Annotated in this window: 18 protein-coding genes; 9 read left to right on the forward strand and 9 right to left on the reverse strand. The window is 47.3% G+C overall.

Going from position 1 to position 16302, the window contains the following annotated elements; translation table 11 throughout:
* Positions 1 to 57: 57 nt before the first annotated feature.
* The 3 genes from ntdP to mutY form a co-directional block, all read right to left on the reverse strand.
* On the reverse strand, positions 58 to 603 hold the full coding sequence (gene ntdP / locus J7E21_RS15010; RefSeq protein WP_215109257.1) for a nucleoside tri-diphosphate phosphatase: 546 nt from the start codon (positions 601 to 603) through the stop codon (positions 58 to 60).
* A 103-nt stretch (positions 604 to 706) separates the two neighbouring features.
* Entirely contained in the window at positions 707 to 1453 is a 747-nt protein-coding gene (fabL, locus tag J7E21_RS15015; protein ID WP_215109259.1) for an enoyl-[acyl-carrier-protein] reductase FabL, read from the reverse strand.
* Positions 1450 to 2514, reverse strand: coding sequence for an A/G-specific adenine glycosylase (gene mutY, locus J7E21_RS15020; protein WP_215109261.1), 1065 nt, complete (start codon positions 2512 to 2514; stop codon positions 1450 to 1452). Before mutY ends, fabL begins: the two co-directional genes overlap by 4 nt.
* 137 nt (positions 2515 to 2651) lie before the next feature.
* Here mutY and J7E21_RS15025 point away from each other — a divergent pair, with 137 nt between their 5' ends.
* Entirely contained in the window at positions 2652 to 3632 is a 981-nt protein-coding gene (locus tag J7E21_RS15025) for a metal-dependent hydrolase (protein ID WP_215109263.1), read from the forward strand.
* Between the two features lie 51 nt (positions 3633 to 3683).
* On the opposite strand, the gene J7E21_RS15030 is transcribed toward J7E21_RS15025, so the two are convergent.
* The 3 genes from J7E21_RS15030 to recX are packed head-to-tail and all read right to left on the reverse strand — an operon-like array spanning position 3684 to position 5074.
* Complete coding sequence (locus tag J7E21_RS15030) at positions 3684 to 3938, reverse strand: YfhJ family protein (RefSeq protein WP_215109265.1); 255 nt, start codon at positions 3936 to 3938, stop codon at positions 3684 to 3686.
* Positions 3939 to 3942: 4 nt separating this feature from the next.
* Entirely contained in the window at positions 3943 to 4275 is a 333-nt protein-coding gene (locus J7E21_RS15035; protein ID WP_215109267.1) for a YfhH family protein, read from the reverse strand.
* The gene (recX, locus tag J7E21_RS15040) at positions 4268 to 5074 is read right to left on the reverse strand and encodes a recombination regulator RecX (protein WP_215109269.1); all 807 of its coding nucleotides are present in this window, start codon (positions 5072 to 5074) and stop codon (positions 4268 to 4270) included. The genes J7E21_RS15035 and recX overlap by 8 nt, the downstream gene beginning before the upstream one ends.
* Before the next feature lie 102 nt (positions 5075 to 5176).
* Here recX and J7E21_RS15045 point away from each other — a divergent pair, with 102 nt between their 5' ends.
* The 3 genes from J7E21_RS15045 to J7E21_RS15055 all read left to right on the forward strand — a co-directional run bounded on the left by J7E21_RS15045 (position 5177) and on the right by J7E21_RS15055 (position 8324).
* On the forward strand, positions 5177 to 6076 hold the full coding sequence (locus J7E21_RS15045; protein ID WP_215109271.1) for a TIGR01777 family oxidoreductase: 900 nt from the start codon (positions 5177 to 5179) through the stop codon (positions 6074 to 6076).
* A gap of 41 nt (positions 6077 to 6117) precedes the next feature.
* Entirely contained in the window at positions 6118 to 7482 is a 1365-nt protein-coding gene (gene rlmD, locus J7E21_RS15050) for a 23S rRNA (uracil(1939)-C(5))-methyltransferase RlmD (protein ID WP_215109273.1), read from the forward strand.
* Positions 7483 to 7787: 305 nt separating this feature from the next.
* Positions 7788 to 8324, forward strand: a complete 537-nt coding sequence (locus J7E21_RS15055; protein ID WP_215109275.1) for a flavodoxin family protein — start codon at positions 7788 to 7790, stop codon at positions 8322 to 8324.
* A gap of 284 nt (positions 8325 to 8608) precedes the next feature.
* Here the strand turns inward: J7E21_RS15055 and J7E21_RS15060 are convergent, their stop codons facing one another.
* A complete protein-coding gene (locus J7E21_RS15060; RefSeq protein WP_215109277.1) occupies positions 8609 to 9781 on the reverse strand; it encodes an MFS transporter in 1173 nt (390 codons plus the stop codon).
* A 79-nt stretch (positions 9782 to 9860) separates the two neighbouring features.
* On the opposite strand from J7E21_RS15060, the gene J7E21_RS15065 reads away from it, so the two are divergent.
* The 3 genes from J7E21_RS15065 to J7E21_RS15075 all read left to right on the forward strand — a co-directional run bounded on the left by J7E21_RS15065 (position 9861) and on the right by J7E21_RS15075 (position 12811).
* Positions 9861 to 10241, forward strand: coding sequence for an OsmC family protein (locus tag J7E21_RS15065; RefSeq protein WP_215109279.1), 381 nt, complete (start codon positions 9861 to 9863; stop codon positions 10239 to 10241).
* Positions 10242 to 10561: 320 nt separating this feature from the next.
* Positions 10562 to 10759 carry an SE1561 family protein gene (locus tag J7E21_RS15070; RefSeq protein WP_215109281.1) on the forward strand — a complete coding sequence of 66 codons (198 nt, stop codon included), beginning with the start codon at positions 10562 to 10564 and terminating at the stop codon, positions 10757 to 10759.
* Between the two features lie 177 nt (positions 10760 to 10936).
* Positions 10937 to 12811: a heavy metal translocating P-type ATPase gene (locus J7E21_RS15075; RefSeq protein WP_483313499.1), complete on the forward strand. Its 1875-nt coding sequence runs from the start codon at positions 10937 to 10939 to the stop codon at positions 12809 to 12811.
* 31 nt (positions 12812 to 12842) lie between these two features.
* Here the strand turns inward: J7E21_RS15075 and J7E21_RS15080 are convergent, their stop codons facing one another.
* Both J7E21_RS15080 and J7E21_RS15085 read right to left on the reverse strand, forming a co-directional pair.
* Positions 12843 to 13760, reverse strand: coding sequence for a YihY/virulence factor BrkB family protein (locus J7E21_RS15080; protein WP_215109285.1), 918 nt, complete (start codon positions 13758 to 13760; stop codon positions 12843 to 12845).
* A 9-nt stretch (positions 13761 to 13769) separates the two neighbouring features.
* Entirely contained in the window at positions 13770 to 14207 is a 438-nt protein-coding gene (locus J7E21_RS15085; RefSeq protein WP_215109287.1) for a YtxH domain-containing protein, read from the reverse strand.
* A gap of 195 nt (positions 14208 to 14402) precedes the next feature.
* Here J7E21_RS15085 and J7E21_RS15090 point away from each other — a divergent pair, with 195 nt between their 5' ends.
* Both J7E21_RS15090 and J7E21_RS15095 read left to right on the forward strand, forming a co-directional pair.
* Entirely contained in the window at positions 14403 to 15764 is a 1362-nt protein-coding gene (locus J7E21_RS15090) for an alanine/glycine:cation symporter family protein (RefSeq protein WP_215109289.1), read from the forward strand.
* 58 nt (positions 15765 to 15822) lie between these two features.
* On the forward strand, positions 15823 to 16044 hold the full coding sequence (locus tag J7E21_RS15095; protein WP_215109291.1) for a DUF1128 domain-containing protein: 222 nt from the start codon (positions 15823 to 15825) through the stop codon (positions 16042 to 16044).
* Positions 16045 to 16302 lie beyond the last annotated feature (258 nt).

The raw sequence follows: 16302 nt of genomic DNA on the forward strand, positions 1-16302 counted from the left end.
GTTCACTCCATTCTGTTCAAAATGAAAAACCTGTTGGCAGGCAACAGGTTTTTCATGTTAATCATGAATCCGGTTATGCTTATGGAATTCATACCGGTTCGTCCATACTTCGATAAAGTCCTGGGCAAAAGGACCTCTCCTTTGTTTGATCCAGCTGATCAGCTTGTCCACGTTTCGGTAGAGAATCTGGTCGATCACTTCTGGGTATCCCATTTGCCGCTTATGGTCCTCGTATTCGTCTTCATCCAACAGCGTGTAAGACATATCCGGAAACACTTTTACATCCAAGTCATAATCGATGTATTTCAACGATCCATTATTGTAGACGAACGGCGAGCTGATATTGCAATAATAATAGACGCCGTCGTCTCGGAGCATGCAAATGATATTGAACCAATGTTCAGCATGGAAATAACAGATGGACGGCTCTCGCGTCAACCATGTCCTGCCGTCGGATTCCCTCACCAGCGTGCGTTCGTTCGCACCGATTACAATATTGTTCGTCCCTTTCAGTACAGTTGTTTCCTGCCAGACACGGTGGATGCGTCCATTGTGCTTGTAACTGTGGATCTGGATTTTTTCACCCTCCGCAGGAACCGTCATGCACCATCCCACCTTTTCGTCTAACTATCGCTATATGCTTTCTCTCGTTCATTATATCAATCAATTCTGAAAACATACAGCAATAAGACGAAAGTTGCGAGAATCACATGACGATAGACCGACCACCGTCGACGATAATCGTCTGGCCGCGGATCATATCCGCGTGGTCTGAAATCAAGAACATCGCTGTGTTCACCATGTCATCGATCTCGACCATGCGACCAGCTGGCGTGTTGTCGCGCGCATCGCCGAGCAATGCTTCCCGGTTCGGGAAATGCTTTAATGCATCTGTATCAAGCGCACCACCCGATACCGTATTGACCGCAATGTTTTTTGGCGCAAGCTCCACCGCCAAATAGCGTGTAATCGCCTCGACGGCTGCTTTGGAAACGCCGATCGTTGTGTAATTTTCCAGGTAGCGGATCGACCCGAGTGAGCTGATGCCGATGATCTTCCCGCCTTTGTCCATCAATTTCGCCGCTTCTTGCGCACCGAACAGCATCGCTTTGGCGTTGATGTTCATCGTCCAGTCCCAATGCGATTCTTCCAGTTCCATAACCGGGCGCAATACACCGGATGCCGCATTCGAAACGAACACATCGAGACGGCCAAATTCTTCCCGTATCGCCTCGAACATGCCGCGCAGTTTTTCAACATCTCCGACATTGGCACGGACGAGCAAGGCTTTTTGCCCGCGCGCTTCCACTTCTTTTACCGTATCGAGTGCAGCTGTTTTGCTGCGTGCATAGTTGACGACGACGTCATATCCTGCATCTGCTAAGGCAATCGCCATCGCCTTTCCGAGCCCCCGGCTACTGCCTGTTACTAACGCCACTTTTTGTTCTGTCATTTTGCCACATCTCCTCTTTGCTCTAAGGCTGTCTTCATTTTTTGGCCCGGCCCTGCAATCGGCAAGTTCGCCAATTGTTCCGGCGTCACCCATTTCATCTTTTCAGGCGCAGTGAATTCCTGCGCTTTGGCCAGATAGCCATCCACATTCCATGTTAAATGAGAAAAGACATGTTTGAAAGCTGTGATTTGTTCGACGTCCGCAACTTCACCATTTAACGTTTCCGCATACAGTTCACCCGCTTCATGCGGCGCGAGTGGTGCGGTCAGCTCGAGCATCGGATATTGCCACATGCCCGCAAGTAAACCTTTATCCGGCCGCTGCTCCATCAAAATTTTTTCCCCGCTCCAAATGGCCATCATGGCAAAATCGGCAGAGCGGTTTTTCTTCGCTTTGGTCTTGACCGGCAGCTCGGTTTCTTTTCCGGCATGAAACGCTGTACAATGTTCGCGCACCGGGCATAATAAACATTTCGGCGATGTCGGCGTGCAGATAAGCGCACCGAGTTCCATCAGCCCCTGGTTAAATGATGACGGATCTTCATGGCTGATCAATTCCGTCACCGCCTGCTCGAATACTTTCCGCGTCTTCGGTTTGGCAATGTCCTCTTCGATCAACAGGATTCGGCTCAAGACGCGCATGACATTTCCGTCCACCGCATGTTCCGGTACACCATAAGCGATGCTCAGTACAGCGCCGGCAGTATAAGGCCCAACTCCTTTTAATGCAGAAATCTCTTTGCGTGTATTCGGGACAATGCCTCCGTAGTTCGCAGCCACTTCCCGGACGCCCGCCTGCAAATTGCGCGCACGCGAATAATAGCCGAGCCCTTCCCACAGCTTCAATAATGTTTCTTCTTCTGCCGCAGCCAAAGTTTCGACAGTGGGAAATTTCTCGACAAAGCGTTTATAATAAGGAATAACCGTATCGACTCGTGTTTGTTGGAGCATAACTTCAGAAATCCAAATTTGGTATGGGTCGGCAGTGCGCCGCCAAGGCAAATCCCGCTGCTCTTTTTGGAACCAGCCGATCAGGTCTTGTTGAAATTGCTGTTTATTCATATTTATGCTGACTGCCTCCGTTCTTGCTGATTATTCCGCCCGCAAATTGGGTATGTAGTTATTGAAGGAATATGCTTATTTTATCAAATGAAGAGCATACAAGACATTATAAACGCTCACAAAAGGGGGATGCGTCCATGGATACAGGAACTCATATTGTCATGGGCATTGCACTCGGGGGTCTTGCAATGGCCGACCCGGTTGTCGCCGCTCACCCCGCGACCTTGACTGCGGTCATTACCGGCACCATCATCGGTTCTCAGATCCCCGATATCGACACTGTTCTGAAACTGCGCGACAACGCAGTTTATATACGGCACCACCGTGGCATCACCCATTCTGTTCCAGCGGTGCTAATGTGGCCGATTTTGCTCACCGGCGCCATCTCCCTTATATTACCAGAAGCTAATTTGCTGCATTTGTGGTTGTGGACATTCTTCGCGGTGTTCCTGCATGTCTTTGTGGATATATTCAATTCCTACGGCACACAGGCGTTGCGGCCATTTTCCAATCATTGGGTAGCGCTCGGCGTCATCAACACCTTTGATCCGATCATTTTCGGCGCTCATGTCATCGCGCTGATGATTTGGGCATTCGGTGCTGACCCTGTATGGACGATGAGCATTTTATATATCATCCTGTTGTTCTATTACCTTTCCCGTTTTGCGTTGCAGGCCGCAATCAAACAAGCGATCCGCAACACGATTCCCGGAACGAAAGATGTTTTTGTCGCCCCGACGATGCGCTATTTCCAGTGGCGCATCGCCGCTGATACCGATCGCCACCATTACGTCGGCCAGGCATACGGGCGGTCGATCAATATTTACGACAAATTCCTGAAAAAACCGATGCCTGAAAACGCATTGATCCAAAGCGCGATGAAAGATAAAAACTTGGCTGCGTTCGTTTCATTTTCTCCTTTGTACCGGTGGGAAATCAACCAGTACAACGATATTTACGAAGTACGCTTGATCGACCTGCGCTATCGGAGCAATGATTATTACCCATTTGTCGCCGTGGCGCATTTGGATGAAGACCATAATGTCCTGAACTCGTATACCGGCTGGATTTTCAGCGAAGACAAGCTGCGGAAAAAACTCGACTTCAGCCATAACTGAATTTATTTTCAAAAAAACGGCCGGGGATAAACCCCGGCCGTTTTTTCATTTTTATGAATCCTGCAGAAGATGGGAATACTTCGGGTTGTTCACTGCAAACTCATGGATTTTATCTCCGTAGCTTTCAATCCATTGACGCACGACTTTCTCTACGACAGCGGTGCCTTGATAATCATAGCCCGCTTTAGCATAGGAAGATTCAAAATCAGAAACCAATAATTCTATCCACGTCCGCGCTTTGTCTTCCGACAACTCGGGGTTTTTCTCTCTTAATTCTATGATCAATTGCTCGATAACTTCTTTCATCGGTTCACTTCCCCTCCTTCAATGGGCGCAGCATGGAAATCGGCAAGGCTTCTGTATGTTTCTCTCCACCCATGCGATAACCCCATGCAAAGCGTCCTTTTAAATAATCAACTTGAAAATAGACATTCGGATCGCCTTCAATCCGGTATACTTCACCGGATTTGAAATCTTTCGGATCCAACAAAAACGAAGCGGCCATAATGGCTTTGCGCTCGAGTACGGCAAACTCATTGACGATGCCGAGCTGTTCAGCTTTGCGTGCTTTTTCTTTTAAGCGGGCGATTTCGTTGCGCAATTCTGTTTCATCCATTTGCGCATACGGTTTGTTTTCACTCATCTTCCTGCTCCTTTTCCTCCAAATAAGCGCTGATCACATCACCGGGAAAGCCTTTCTGATAAAGCCCTTGCTTTACTTTACGGCTCAAATCGTTTCCTGACAATTTGCTTTCATGTTTGCGCCACAACTTATCCCCTTGCTGGCGGACGCTATCGAGCCACTGATCTCCGTCTCGCTCCAAATCGAGCCCTTCGACCGCTTGTTTAATGATCGAATACGGATAGCCTTTTCTCATCAACGAGTCGTTGATTTTCTGTTTGACCTGGCTTGGTGTTTTCGATTGTTCTTTCGCGGCGATTTTTTCCGCGAGTCCCGTGGCGACTTCTAGTTGCTCTTCTTCAGTATAGGTTGTTAAGACGTCTTTTTGCACGGCTTTATCAATTCCTCTCTTTTGCATATCTTGCTGAATCGCCCGCGGACCTTTTTTTCCGGATTTTATTTGCGTCCGCAGCAGTGCTTCTGAAAACTGCTGATCGTCGAGGAAGCTCAGGGCGTAAAGCTTTTTGACCGCTTCGTCGATCACCGCTTCACCGAATTCTTTTTCCTTCAGCTTCTTGCGGACTTCACCTTCACTGCGCATGCGGAAACCTAAATAATGCAATGCTTTATTGAATGCCTTGCGGACTTCATCTTCAAAGTTCACTTCTTCAATCGTCCATTGATCGAGCTCTTTACCTTTAGTCAATTGGTATTGAATCAGCACCGTTTCGTCGACACTGAACGCATATTTTTCTTCCATATATATATTGTAACGCTCCGGATTATTTTTTCCGCGGGTTATTTTTGTAATGATCGGCATCAATATTCCCCTCGCTTCTCCTGCTATTATACACCTTTAGACGACCTGTTGGCATATGCTGCGCTCCATTTGGGTATGGGATAACAATGGAGGAGATAAAAAATGAAAATGGCGATTACAGGCGGCACGGGGTTTCTCGGTTCCGCATTAACAGAACTACTACTAGCTAAGGGACATGAAGTGTTGATTTTGACACGCTCGAACAAAGCAACAGAACGGGGCATCACCTATGTCCAGTGGCTGACAGAAGGGGCCAAGCCCGAATCACAGCTTGAAGGCATCGATGCCATCGTCAATTTAGCCGGTACTTCGATCAACGACGGCATGTGGACAGACAAGCAAAAAAAGAAAATTTATGACAGCCGCGTGTCGGCCACCAAAGAAGTGCTGCGCATCATTACAGCACTGGAGAACAAGCCGGAAGTACTCGTCAATGCGAGTGCCATCGGAATCTATCCTGCTTCCGAACATAAAACCTACACCGAAGCAGACCGTGAGTATGGCACGGATTTCCTCGCTGAAACGGTGCTTGCTTGGGAAAGCCTTGCAGAACAAGCAAAGATCGACGGGGTCCGTACCGCATACGGCCGCTTCGGCATTTTACTCGGGAAAGATGACGGCGCCCTTCCTTTAATGGCGCTGCCTTATAAATTGTTCGCCGGCGGAACTGTCGGCACCGGCAGGCAATGGCTGTCCTGGATCCATGTACAGGATGCCGCACGCGCAATTTTGTTCGCCATCGAACAACATGAGCTTTCCGGGCCGTTCAACGTCACAGCACCGAACCCGCAGCGCATGAAAGCATTCGGCAAGGAAATTGCACGCGCTCTCGGCAGACCACACTGGATCCCTGCTCCGTCATTTGCACTGAAGGCGGCACTCGGTGATAAAAGCCGTCTTGTCTTGCAAGGCCAGCGGGCGCTTCCAACTGTGCTGCTTGAACACGGTTTCCGATTTGAATTTCCGAATTTGCCGGAAGCACTGGCTGACATATACAAATAAGCGTATAATGAAGGGATGACCAAATGAAGGACGTGACCTGAATGACTGAAAAACCAATCATTGAAATGGGACAAAAGTTTCCATTAACGATTAAAAAGCTCGGCATCAACGGAGAAGGTGTCGGCTTTTTCAAGCGCAATGTCGTCTTTGTTCCTGGAGCATTGCCAGGAGAAGAAGTCACGGCGCAAGTGACCATCGTCAAACACAATTTTGCACAAGCGCGGATGCTGAAAATCCGCAAACCATCACCACACAGACAGACCCCACCGTGCCCAATCTTTGAAACGTGCGGCGGCTGTCAATTGCAGCACATGACTTACGCACAACAGCTCGTCGAAAAGCGAGATTTGGTGTTGCAATCGCTCGACCGCTATTTGCGCGGCACGGATATCGAAGTGCGCGAGACGATCGGAATGGAAGACCCATGGCATTACCGCAACAAAAGCCAGTTCCAAACGCGCAAAAAAGATGGCAAAGTGATGGCCGGCCTGTTTGCCGAAAACTCTCAACAGCTGCTCGACATCGAGCAATGCCTAGTCCAGCATCCGGATACGGTGAAAATCACCAATGCAGCGAAGCGCATTATAGAAGAGTTGAACTTGTCCATTTACGACGGCAAATCGATGAAAGGGCTCGTTCGGACCATTGCCGTCCGCACCGCGGTCAAAACAGGCGAAATCCAGCTCGTGCTCATCACGACACGGAAAGACATACCGAAAGAGAACACGCTGGTCGAACGGTTGAGCGCTATCGATTCACGCCTTGTGTCCATTGTCCAAAATGTCAATACGGAAAAAACCTCGCTCGTCTTTGGTGAATCGACACGGACCCTGTTCGGCAAACCGACCATCCACGAAGAACTCGGCGAACTGTCATTCGATTTATCAGCGCGCGCGTTTTTCCAATTGAATCCTGAACAAACCGTCAATTTGTATAATGAGATCAAACGTGCGGCCCAGCTGACCGGCAAAGAATCCGTAGTCGATGCCTATTGCGGCGTCGGGACCATCGGTTTGTGGCTCGCCGATTCCGCTCGGGAAATCCGCGGAATGGATACGATGCCTGAAAGTATCGCGGATGCCAAAGCAAATGCGAAAAAGCAAGGCTACGAAGCGACTTACGTCACGGGTACTGCGGAAAAATGGCTGGAGACATGGCGCAAGGAAGGCTACGTACCGGACGTACTAACAGTAGACCCGCCGCGCACCGGGCTAGACGATTCCCTTTTGAAGACCATTTTAAAAGTAAAACCGAAACGCTTTGTCTACACATCCTGCAACCCGTCGACACTGGCGAAAGACTTGCAGCAATTGACGAAAATCTACCGCGTCGAGTATATCCAGCCAGTCGATATGTTCCCGCAAACTGCCCAAGTTGAAGCGGTTTGCTTACTAACTATTAAATGACCAGCGTAATCACAGGATAAAAAAACGGCCAGCTTCTTTTTAAGGCCCGTATCGGCAAAAAGCTGTAAAAAGAATCAGCTCGGCCGAATTATGAAGATTCGAGATGTAATACGAACCGATTAGCTTCGTACACCTTGACTAGTGATTGACACAAAACTCATCTGTCTGCCTCAATTCATTTGATTCTAAGCTGGCAATAAAAAATGGAAATCAACTTTTGAAGGAGAATGACGAGACACCCGCTGCCCGTCTTCTTCGTCCATCAGCAGAGACACGTCGAAATCAGATAGTCAGGAGGAATTTTCATGAAGCCGTTAATTGTCTATTACTCTCACTCTGAAAACAATAAAAAGTTGGCTGTAGAACTACAGGACAGAATCGGATGCGACATGTACGAAATCAAGGAGAAAAAGAAACGGAAAGATTTATCTATTTTTATAGATTTCTTGGTGAAGCGCGAATCTCGCTTGGCGCCTACTTCTTTTGATGTGAAAGATTATGGGCCGGTCATTCTGCTGGCACCGATCTGGGCTGGGAAAATCGCTACGCCTATGCGAACATTTTTCAAGAAGGCAAAGGGTGATTTAGGGGATTACTCTTTCATCACCTTATGCAGCGGGATACCCGGACAGCGGGAGAAAATAGCGGCTGAGCTGTTCAACCTTACATCGCAAAAACCGGCAGCAGTGACCGAGCTATGGATCAACCAGCTGCTTCCTGAAGAACAGCGCAACAAAATCAAATACACCTCCAAGTTCCGAGTCGGTAGACAGCATTTCCTGCTCCTTGATAAAGAGATCAGGTTCTTTATCGAGATGGCGCTGCATACAAATAAAGAATGAACCCCGGCACGATGAGCTCCCAGACCATAGATACATTCGATACATTCGATGTCTATGGTCTTTTTTTTGCGTGGGATAGCCCCTCCAATAACCGCTTTGGAAAAAGCTCCCCCAAAAGTGTTCTTTACTAATTGTAACTTTTGCATCCAACGTCCATTATTCGCAACCTATAGACTGCGTTCAAGCCTGAAACAGACAAAAGGGTCTTGGAATATGTTAATTCCAAAACCTTTGTGGTCTTCAGTCTGTAAGGACAGAGTTTCTTCTCTAATCCGTTTTTGAATTTAAGCCATTTGCTTACGCGGCCCCTTAACAGCAATGATCGTGAAAAGTGTCAGCAAAATTCCAGTAATCAGAAGCAAGAAACTCAATTCATCCGTTACTTCCAAGAACAAGCCTCCTGCTGCCGGCCCGATCAAGCTTCCGACACTGAACGCCACACCGCACAATAAATTGCCGGTCGGCAACAACTCTCTCGGCATCAAATCGGTCATATATGAAATGCCGAGTGAAAAGGTCGAACCGACAAACATGCCGGCTATCACAAAGAACAACAGCGTCAGCCACGCATTAGACTCGAAGAATGTCGCCGCGAAAAAGGACACAGCCCCTCCGCTAAGTGCCAACAGCAGCACTTTTCGCCGGCCGATCCGGTCACTCAACTCCCCGAGCGGCAATTGAGTCGCAATGGCACCAACTGAAAAGGCAGCAAGAATATACGACACCGTGCTGATATCAAACGACTGGCGCAGTGCATAGACGGGATAAATCGCACTTAACGACGCTTCTAAAAAACCGTAGCCAAGCGGCGGCAAAAAAGCGACCCAGCCTACTATGAGCGCCGTCCGGAACCTGTTCAACGTGCCTTTTGCGCCCATCGCACTGGCAGTCGCTTCCGGAAAATCATTGCGCAAGAAAAAAACGAGCGACCAAGCAAGTAAACAAAGCAATCCAGAAATAATGAACGGCAATGCTTCAAACACTTCGACGAGCGGCACAAATAACGGTCCTGCACCGAAGCCAACACTGAACGACATGCCATAAATCGCGATATTGCGCCCTAATTTATGACGAGGAGAAGTGCTCGTAATCCATGTTTGGGTTGAAAAATGCAGTGCCTGATCACCGATGCCAATCAGAATCCTCAGGAAAAACCAAAACAACACACTTTTCCATAACGGAAAAGCCAATAGTGCGAGAACGACCATTGCGCCACCGACTAGAATAAGCGGCTTAAACCCGAAGCGCCGAAGCTGCGGCTCCATAAAAGGAGCTACCACAATAATGCCTATGTATAAACCGGTCGCGCTCAGCCCATTCAAGGTAGATGATACCCCGTCCTGCTCGAAAATGACTGCAATGAGCGGCAATAGCATCCCTTGGGAAAAGCCTGAAATCGATACGATGGCGACCAAAATCCAAAAGCGGGCACGTTCGCTTGCTAAGAAATATTTCATAATGCCTCCCCGAACGAGCACGTTCTTTTCTATTTTCCAAAGTTTCCGCTACAATTCTAACATAAGGAGGAGATACAAGATGAAATTTTCCATGAACGAACACGGTTTTACCGGCCACTTGCCATTTGGTGAGCTGCACGTATCGACAAACGAGGAATACGGCTTCCGCCCTTATCAATTGCTGGTGTCTTCACTCGCCATCTGCAGCGCAGGAATTATCCGCCAAGTACTGGAGAAAAAACGCATTCCTGCAGAAGATATCGAAGTCGAGGTGAAAGAAGTCGTGCGCATTGATGAGGAAGCTGGGCGCGTTGCGAAAGTCCATTTGCATTTCCGCATCAAAGGCGATATCGACGAAGCGAAAATGCCGCGAGTAATGGAGTTGACGCGAAAAAATTGTTCGATGGTCCGTTCTGTCGAAGATTCCATCGAAGTGGTGGAAACATACGAACTCATTTAAATACATAAAAGGCTCAGTCCGTTTCTGCATCGCAGATTGGGGCTGAGCCTTTATGTTTTATAGTTACAGTTAGTTTTCATAATCGCATTTTTGGTGAAGCCACCTGAATGCTCGAATCGCCTCCTCTTTCCAAGTTGAATACTTTGTTAGTTTGTCGATTTGCTTTGGCCTCCCCTCATAAAGGATTAGACTCACTATAACACATATTTTGAATAGTGTAAATATTCAATTAAAAGATTATTGTTTTTTTGTTTACTTCTGCTCTGTTGATATTCTGGCTGTTTTCGGCTACTATTAATTAGCGAAACGAGGTGGAATCAATGGGAAAATCCATTACGGATAAAGAACAGCAAGTGTCTTACATGAAACAAAGACTCAGCATGTTCCTCGATGTATTAGATGCAATCGAACCAGAAAGCACAGAACTTGAAGATATCGACCGGCTGATTGCCATGGTTGATGACCTTGAAGATAAAATGAAGCAATTCAAAAACCGCCCAGCTTCCGATAGCGAATAGTTCTTTGGCCTCGATGTTTCTTACTGAAACATCGAGGCCGTTTTTTTCCGCTCAGGAAAGTGTATTATCTAGATTTCTGAATTGACACGGAATAAGCGGAATCTGTCCTTCATTTCTATAAGGCTATGGTAAAATGACTGTAATAAAGATATCTGACTGTCATGTGGAGGAATGCAAATGTGGAGCAAAGTTCATCCTCACCTAGAGTTGATTGCTGCTATTTTATCTGGTGTTCTGATCATCATCGCCTATATTTTAGAATTGCAGGAAATTACCGCTCCTTCCGTAGCCACCTATTTGCTGGCATTTGTCATCGGCGGCTACGCGAAAGCGAAATATGGCATCAAAAAAACGCTTGCAGACAAGCAGTTGAACGTCGAATTTTTGATGATCTTCGCAGCGGTCGGCGCATCCATTATCGGTTTTTGGACAGAAGGCGCCATTTTAATCTTCATCTTTGCACTCAGTGGTGCACTTGAAACCTATACGATGAACAAAAGCCGCAAAGAACTTTCCGCCTTAATGGAAATGCAGCCGGACGAAGCCTGGCTATTGCAAGAATCCGGAGAAACTATACGCGTTCCTATCGGTGAACTGAAGATCGGGGATCACGTCGCTGTCAGGCCGGGCGAACGCATTCCGGTCGACGGGGAAGTCTTTTCCGGACAAACGGCGGTAGATGAGTCCGCCATCAGCGGTGAAGCGCTTCCTGTGTCGAAATACAAGCGCGACAACCTGTTTGCAGGCACGGTCAATTTATCCGGCTCTATCGCCATGGTCATGACCAAACTGAGCACTGAGACGATGTTCCAAAAAATCATTGAACTCGTGCAGTCAGCAGAAAGTGAAAAGTCCCCTTCCCAGCAGTTTATTGAACGCTTTGAAGGACGCTACGTGAAAATTGTTTTGATTGTTTTCGTGCTCATGCTGTTCGTTCCACATTTCCTTGTCGGCTGGAGCTGGAACGAAACATTCTACCGGGCCATGGTGCTACTTGTAGTCGCCTCTCCTTGCGCTTTGGTCGCTTCCATTATGCCAGCGACGCTTGCTGCCATTTCCAATGGTGCCAAAAGCGGTGTCATCTTTAAAGGCGGCGCCCATTTAGAGAATTTAAGCGTCATTAAAGCAATCGCATTCGACAAAACCGGCACATTGACACGCGGCAAGCCGGAAGTCACTGATTTTGTCATACGCGAAGGGGCAGACCGCGAACAAGTGATGGCGCTTGTGGCAGGAATCGAATCCCAGTCCAACCATCCGCTTGCCAAAGCCATCACCGATTTTGTCGTACAGCAAGGCTTTCAACCTTTACGCAGTTTGCCGGTCGAAGATGTTCCGGGAAACGGCTTGAAAACACAATACAGAAGCGATGAAATTTTGGTTGGTAAACCGGGATTTGTCGGCGAAGCCGATGCGTATGCTTTTGAAAACGGGATTCTTGAAGGCTTGGCAAACGAAGGGAAAACAGTCACTTTCGTGCGGGACGGCAAAGGGATCCTTGCTGCGATGGCGTTAAAAGACACCGTGCGGGACATTACCAAAACGACCATCGCCGAACTTCAGGACCGTGGCATCTATTGTATTATGCTGACAGGCGATAACCGGAAAACTGCCAAAGTCATTGCAGAAGAGACCGGTGTCGATGAATACATCGCCGAATGCTTGCCTGGCGACAAAGTAGACCATTTAAAAAAACTTTTGGAAAAATATAAATATGTCGCGATGATCGGCGATGGCATAAACGACGCCCCGGCGCTTGCGACAGCAACTACCGGTATCGCGATGGGCGAAGGCACGGACATCGCATTGGAGACAGCAGACGTCATTTTAATGAAGAATGACTTGTCCCGCATCTCTTACTCGATCCGCTTAGCGAGAAAAATGCAGCGCATCATCAAACAGAATATCTTCTTTTCAGTGGCAGTCATTTTGATCTTGATTTTATCGAATTTCTTTCAGGCGATTTCATTGCCACTAGGCGTTATCGGTCACGAAGGCAGTACCATTCTTGTCATATTAAATGGTTTGCGTATGCTCAACCGCAATGTCTAAAATATTATACATTGAAAAGACGGCTTTCCCCTTATGTTTTATCGGGAAGAGCCGTCTTTTTTTTATGCAATAGTTTCTGAGAATTTCTTCTTTCTTGCATGACCGCGTTAATTTGCCCGCCAACGATCAAGAGCATGGCAGAAAGGTATAGCCAAAGCATTAATAAAATAATCCCGCCGATACTGCCGTATGTTGCAGAAAAATTCCCGAAGTTGTTCACGTAAATGGAAAACAGGAAAGACAGAATGAGCCAACCAATTGAAGCGAATGCCGCTCCTGGCAGCACCGCCCAAAAGCTGATTCGGACATTAGGCGCCAGCCAATATATAACGACGCACACGATAAATGTGATAAGGGCTGGAATCGTAAAGCGAATCATCGCCCATAATTCCAAAAATCCTTCCTCCAGTCCGAAAAACGCAAAAAAGAACAAACCAAGCTGACGGCCGAATATCGGCAGCGCCAATGCCACGACCAGCATGATAATCAGCAGAATCGTCATTAAAATCGACATGCCTCTAGCGATCAGCAATGGCCTGCTTTCTTTTACTCCATGTGTGGCGTTTAAGGACTTGATCAAGGCATTCATACCAAGGCTTGCCGACCAGATCGTCGCTAGCACACCAAAAGATAGCAGTCCGCTATTTTGATTGGTGAGTATTTCGTTAAGCGTTTGTTCAATCAAACTATAGATTTCTGCCGGAATTACATCTTCCATAAATCGGTATACTTCTTCTCTCGGCAAACTTAAATACGGCAATAACGTCACGAGAAAAATCAATAATGGAAAAATCGATAAGAGGAAAAAAAACGCCAATTGCGCTCCGAGTCCCGGCACATCGACGTCTTTGATCCGTTTCCCTAATTCTTTTAAAAAGCCGCGGCCAGTCAACACATCATATCTCACTTTCTGAAGTTCGGGCTGGCCACTTTCTTTTTGCGGAGCCATTTTTCCTTCTCAGTTGCGGTTCTGTATGTCGGATTGTGAAGAAGAATCGTCCGTCAATGAAGAGCTCGGTGAAGGATCGTCTTCTTTAACTGCTGATAAGACATCGTCTTTTGAATCCACAACCGCTTCTTTTGTTTCCACTACTGCAGTTTTTGCATCCTTTGCTACTTCTTTCACTTCTGGAACCAATTGTTTTACTTGCTGCACTTTGCTGCCGACATAAGAAGCATCTTCTGAGATTCGTGCATAAAGATTTTGAGCACGTTCTGCCTGTTCTTTGAATGCAGATTTCAGCTCATCTGTATGGTGTGCATAGTACTTGGCGCTTTCAGTCGCCTTTTGTGATTTGTGCATTACATCCTCACGGGTATTGCGGTCAAGAAGTGAAACGATTACACCTACCGCTGCCCCTACTAGTAAACCTGTCATCAATTTGTTTTGGCTCATTCTAAATTCCTCCTACTGTAAGATATCATTATCATTACTATCATACTTTGATTTTTTCCCTAATCCAACCTATTCTAAACACTTTCAAAATTATTTTTAAAAAATAACTTGACTATACCGCAAAACTTTCGGAATATTAAATTTACAGGAGGAGTGTTTTCCTTTTAAACAAAACATTCTAAAGGGGGAGAAAAGATGGAAGCATTTACAGAGTTTCTTGGTACGATCAGCGGTTATGTATGGGGACCGCCGCTTTTAATTCTCCTAGTGGGGACAGGGATTTTCCTGACTGTGCGCTTAGGCGTGCTGCAAATACGCATGCTGCCATATGCATTAAAGCTGACATTCAGCAAAAATCCCGATAAAGATGCACAAGGAGATATTTCCCATTTCCAGGCATTATCCACGGCAATGGCTGCTACAGTCGGGACAGGGAATATCGTCGGGGTTGCAACAGCGGTCATTCTCGGCGGCCCGGGAGCTGTCTTCTGGATGTGGTTTTCTGCATTCTTCGGGATGGCGACAAAATACGGCGAGGCGGTTCTAGCCGTCAAATACCGCGTCGTCGATTCAAGAGGTCAAATGGCTGGCGGACCGATGTATTACCTCGAACACGGATTGAAACAAAAATGGCTCGCGGTCTTGTTTGCGATATTCGGCTCTATTGCAGCATTCGGTATCGGTAACGGCACGCAGTCCAACTCTGTGGCATCCGTCGTGCGCGATACATTTTCTGTGCCAACGTGGATTACCGGAATCATCTTAACAATCTTTGCCGCTGTCGTTATCATCGGCGGAATCAAAACGATCGGAAAAGTGACAGCATTTTTCGTTCCATTCATGGCCTTATTCTATATTATTGCCGGAATCATCATCATGATCCTCAACATGGACCTTATCCCTGCTGCGCTTGGAACGATTTTCAGTGCCGCCTTTACGGGTGAAGCAGCAGCCGGCGGTGCTATCGGTGCCGCAATCCGCTACGGTGTTGCACGAGGCGTCTTCTCAAACGAAGCCGGCCTTGGATCTGCACCTATTGCGGCGGCAGCGGCGAAAACCGATATGCCAGGGCGCCAGGCTTTAGTATCAATGACGCAAGTATTTTTTGATACTTTGATCATCTGTTCGATCACCGGTATCACCATCGTCATGTCCGGTTTGTATTTGGATGACACCCTTCAAGGTGCGGCCCTTACAACAGCTGCATTCGAGCAGTTCCTAGGCGGGGCAGGCCCGATCATCGTAGCAGTCGGCCTGATTTTCTTCGCTTCTTCGACCATTATCGGCTGGTCCTATTACGGCGAAAAATGTTTCCAATATTTGTTCAAAAATCCAAGCTGGCTTATAGTTTACCGCATCGCCTTTGTTGCTATGGTATTTGTCGGGGCGACGGTATCACTTGATGTCATCTGGACATTCTCCGATGTGATGAATGGCTTGATGGCCTTCCCGAACTTGATTGGCCTTCTCGGCCTGTCCGGTGTCATCGTCTATGAGACGAAGAGAATCAACGCAAAAATCAAGGAAGAGAAAGAAGAAGCCCGTTCTCGTAATTGACATTCCATTTGAATAATGAAATGATAAAGTATACCCACCCGAAAGGCAGGAATAAATCATGGATTTATCCAAAAAATCACCTGAGAATGTCGATTTTATGATCGAGGAAATAAAGACGAAATTGCGCATGGTCAATGTGGATGCGATGAAAGCTGAGCATTTCAATACCTCTGAATATGAAGACTTGCGTGAACTTTACGAAATGGTTAAAGGACGCAGTAATTTCAGCCCGAACGAAATGCAGGCCATCGCCTCTGAGCTTGGTTCATTGCGCAAATAAGGAAAGCCCTGAAGCAGCTGCTTCAGGGCTTTTTCTTATGGCTGGTTAGGACGCGCTCCCACTCCACATATGCATGGTAATTGAATGAGTCCGTAAGCCTCATTCATTCATTCTCTGCAGCTTGCAGCCGCTGCGCAGTCGGCTTATGCCTGTCGGAGCTTAACGGGCGCTTTCGCTTTTCTTTTAGTCTAGCTTCGGCAGCCAGATTCTCGGGGCATAAGTCAACTGCCTTGTGCGGCAAAAGGCGCCGCTTCGGGA

Source organism: Planococcus sp. ISL-109, assembly GCF_018613655.1.
Taxonomy (GTDB): Bacteria; Bacillota; Bacilli; order Bacillales_A; family Planococcaceae; genus Planococcus.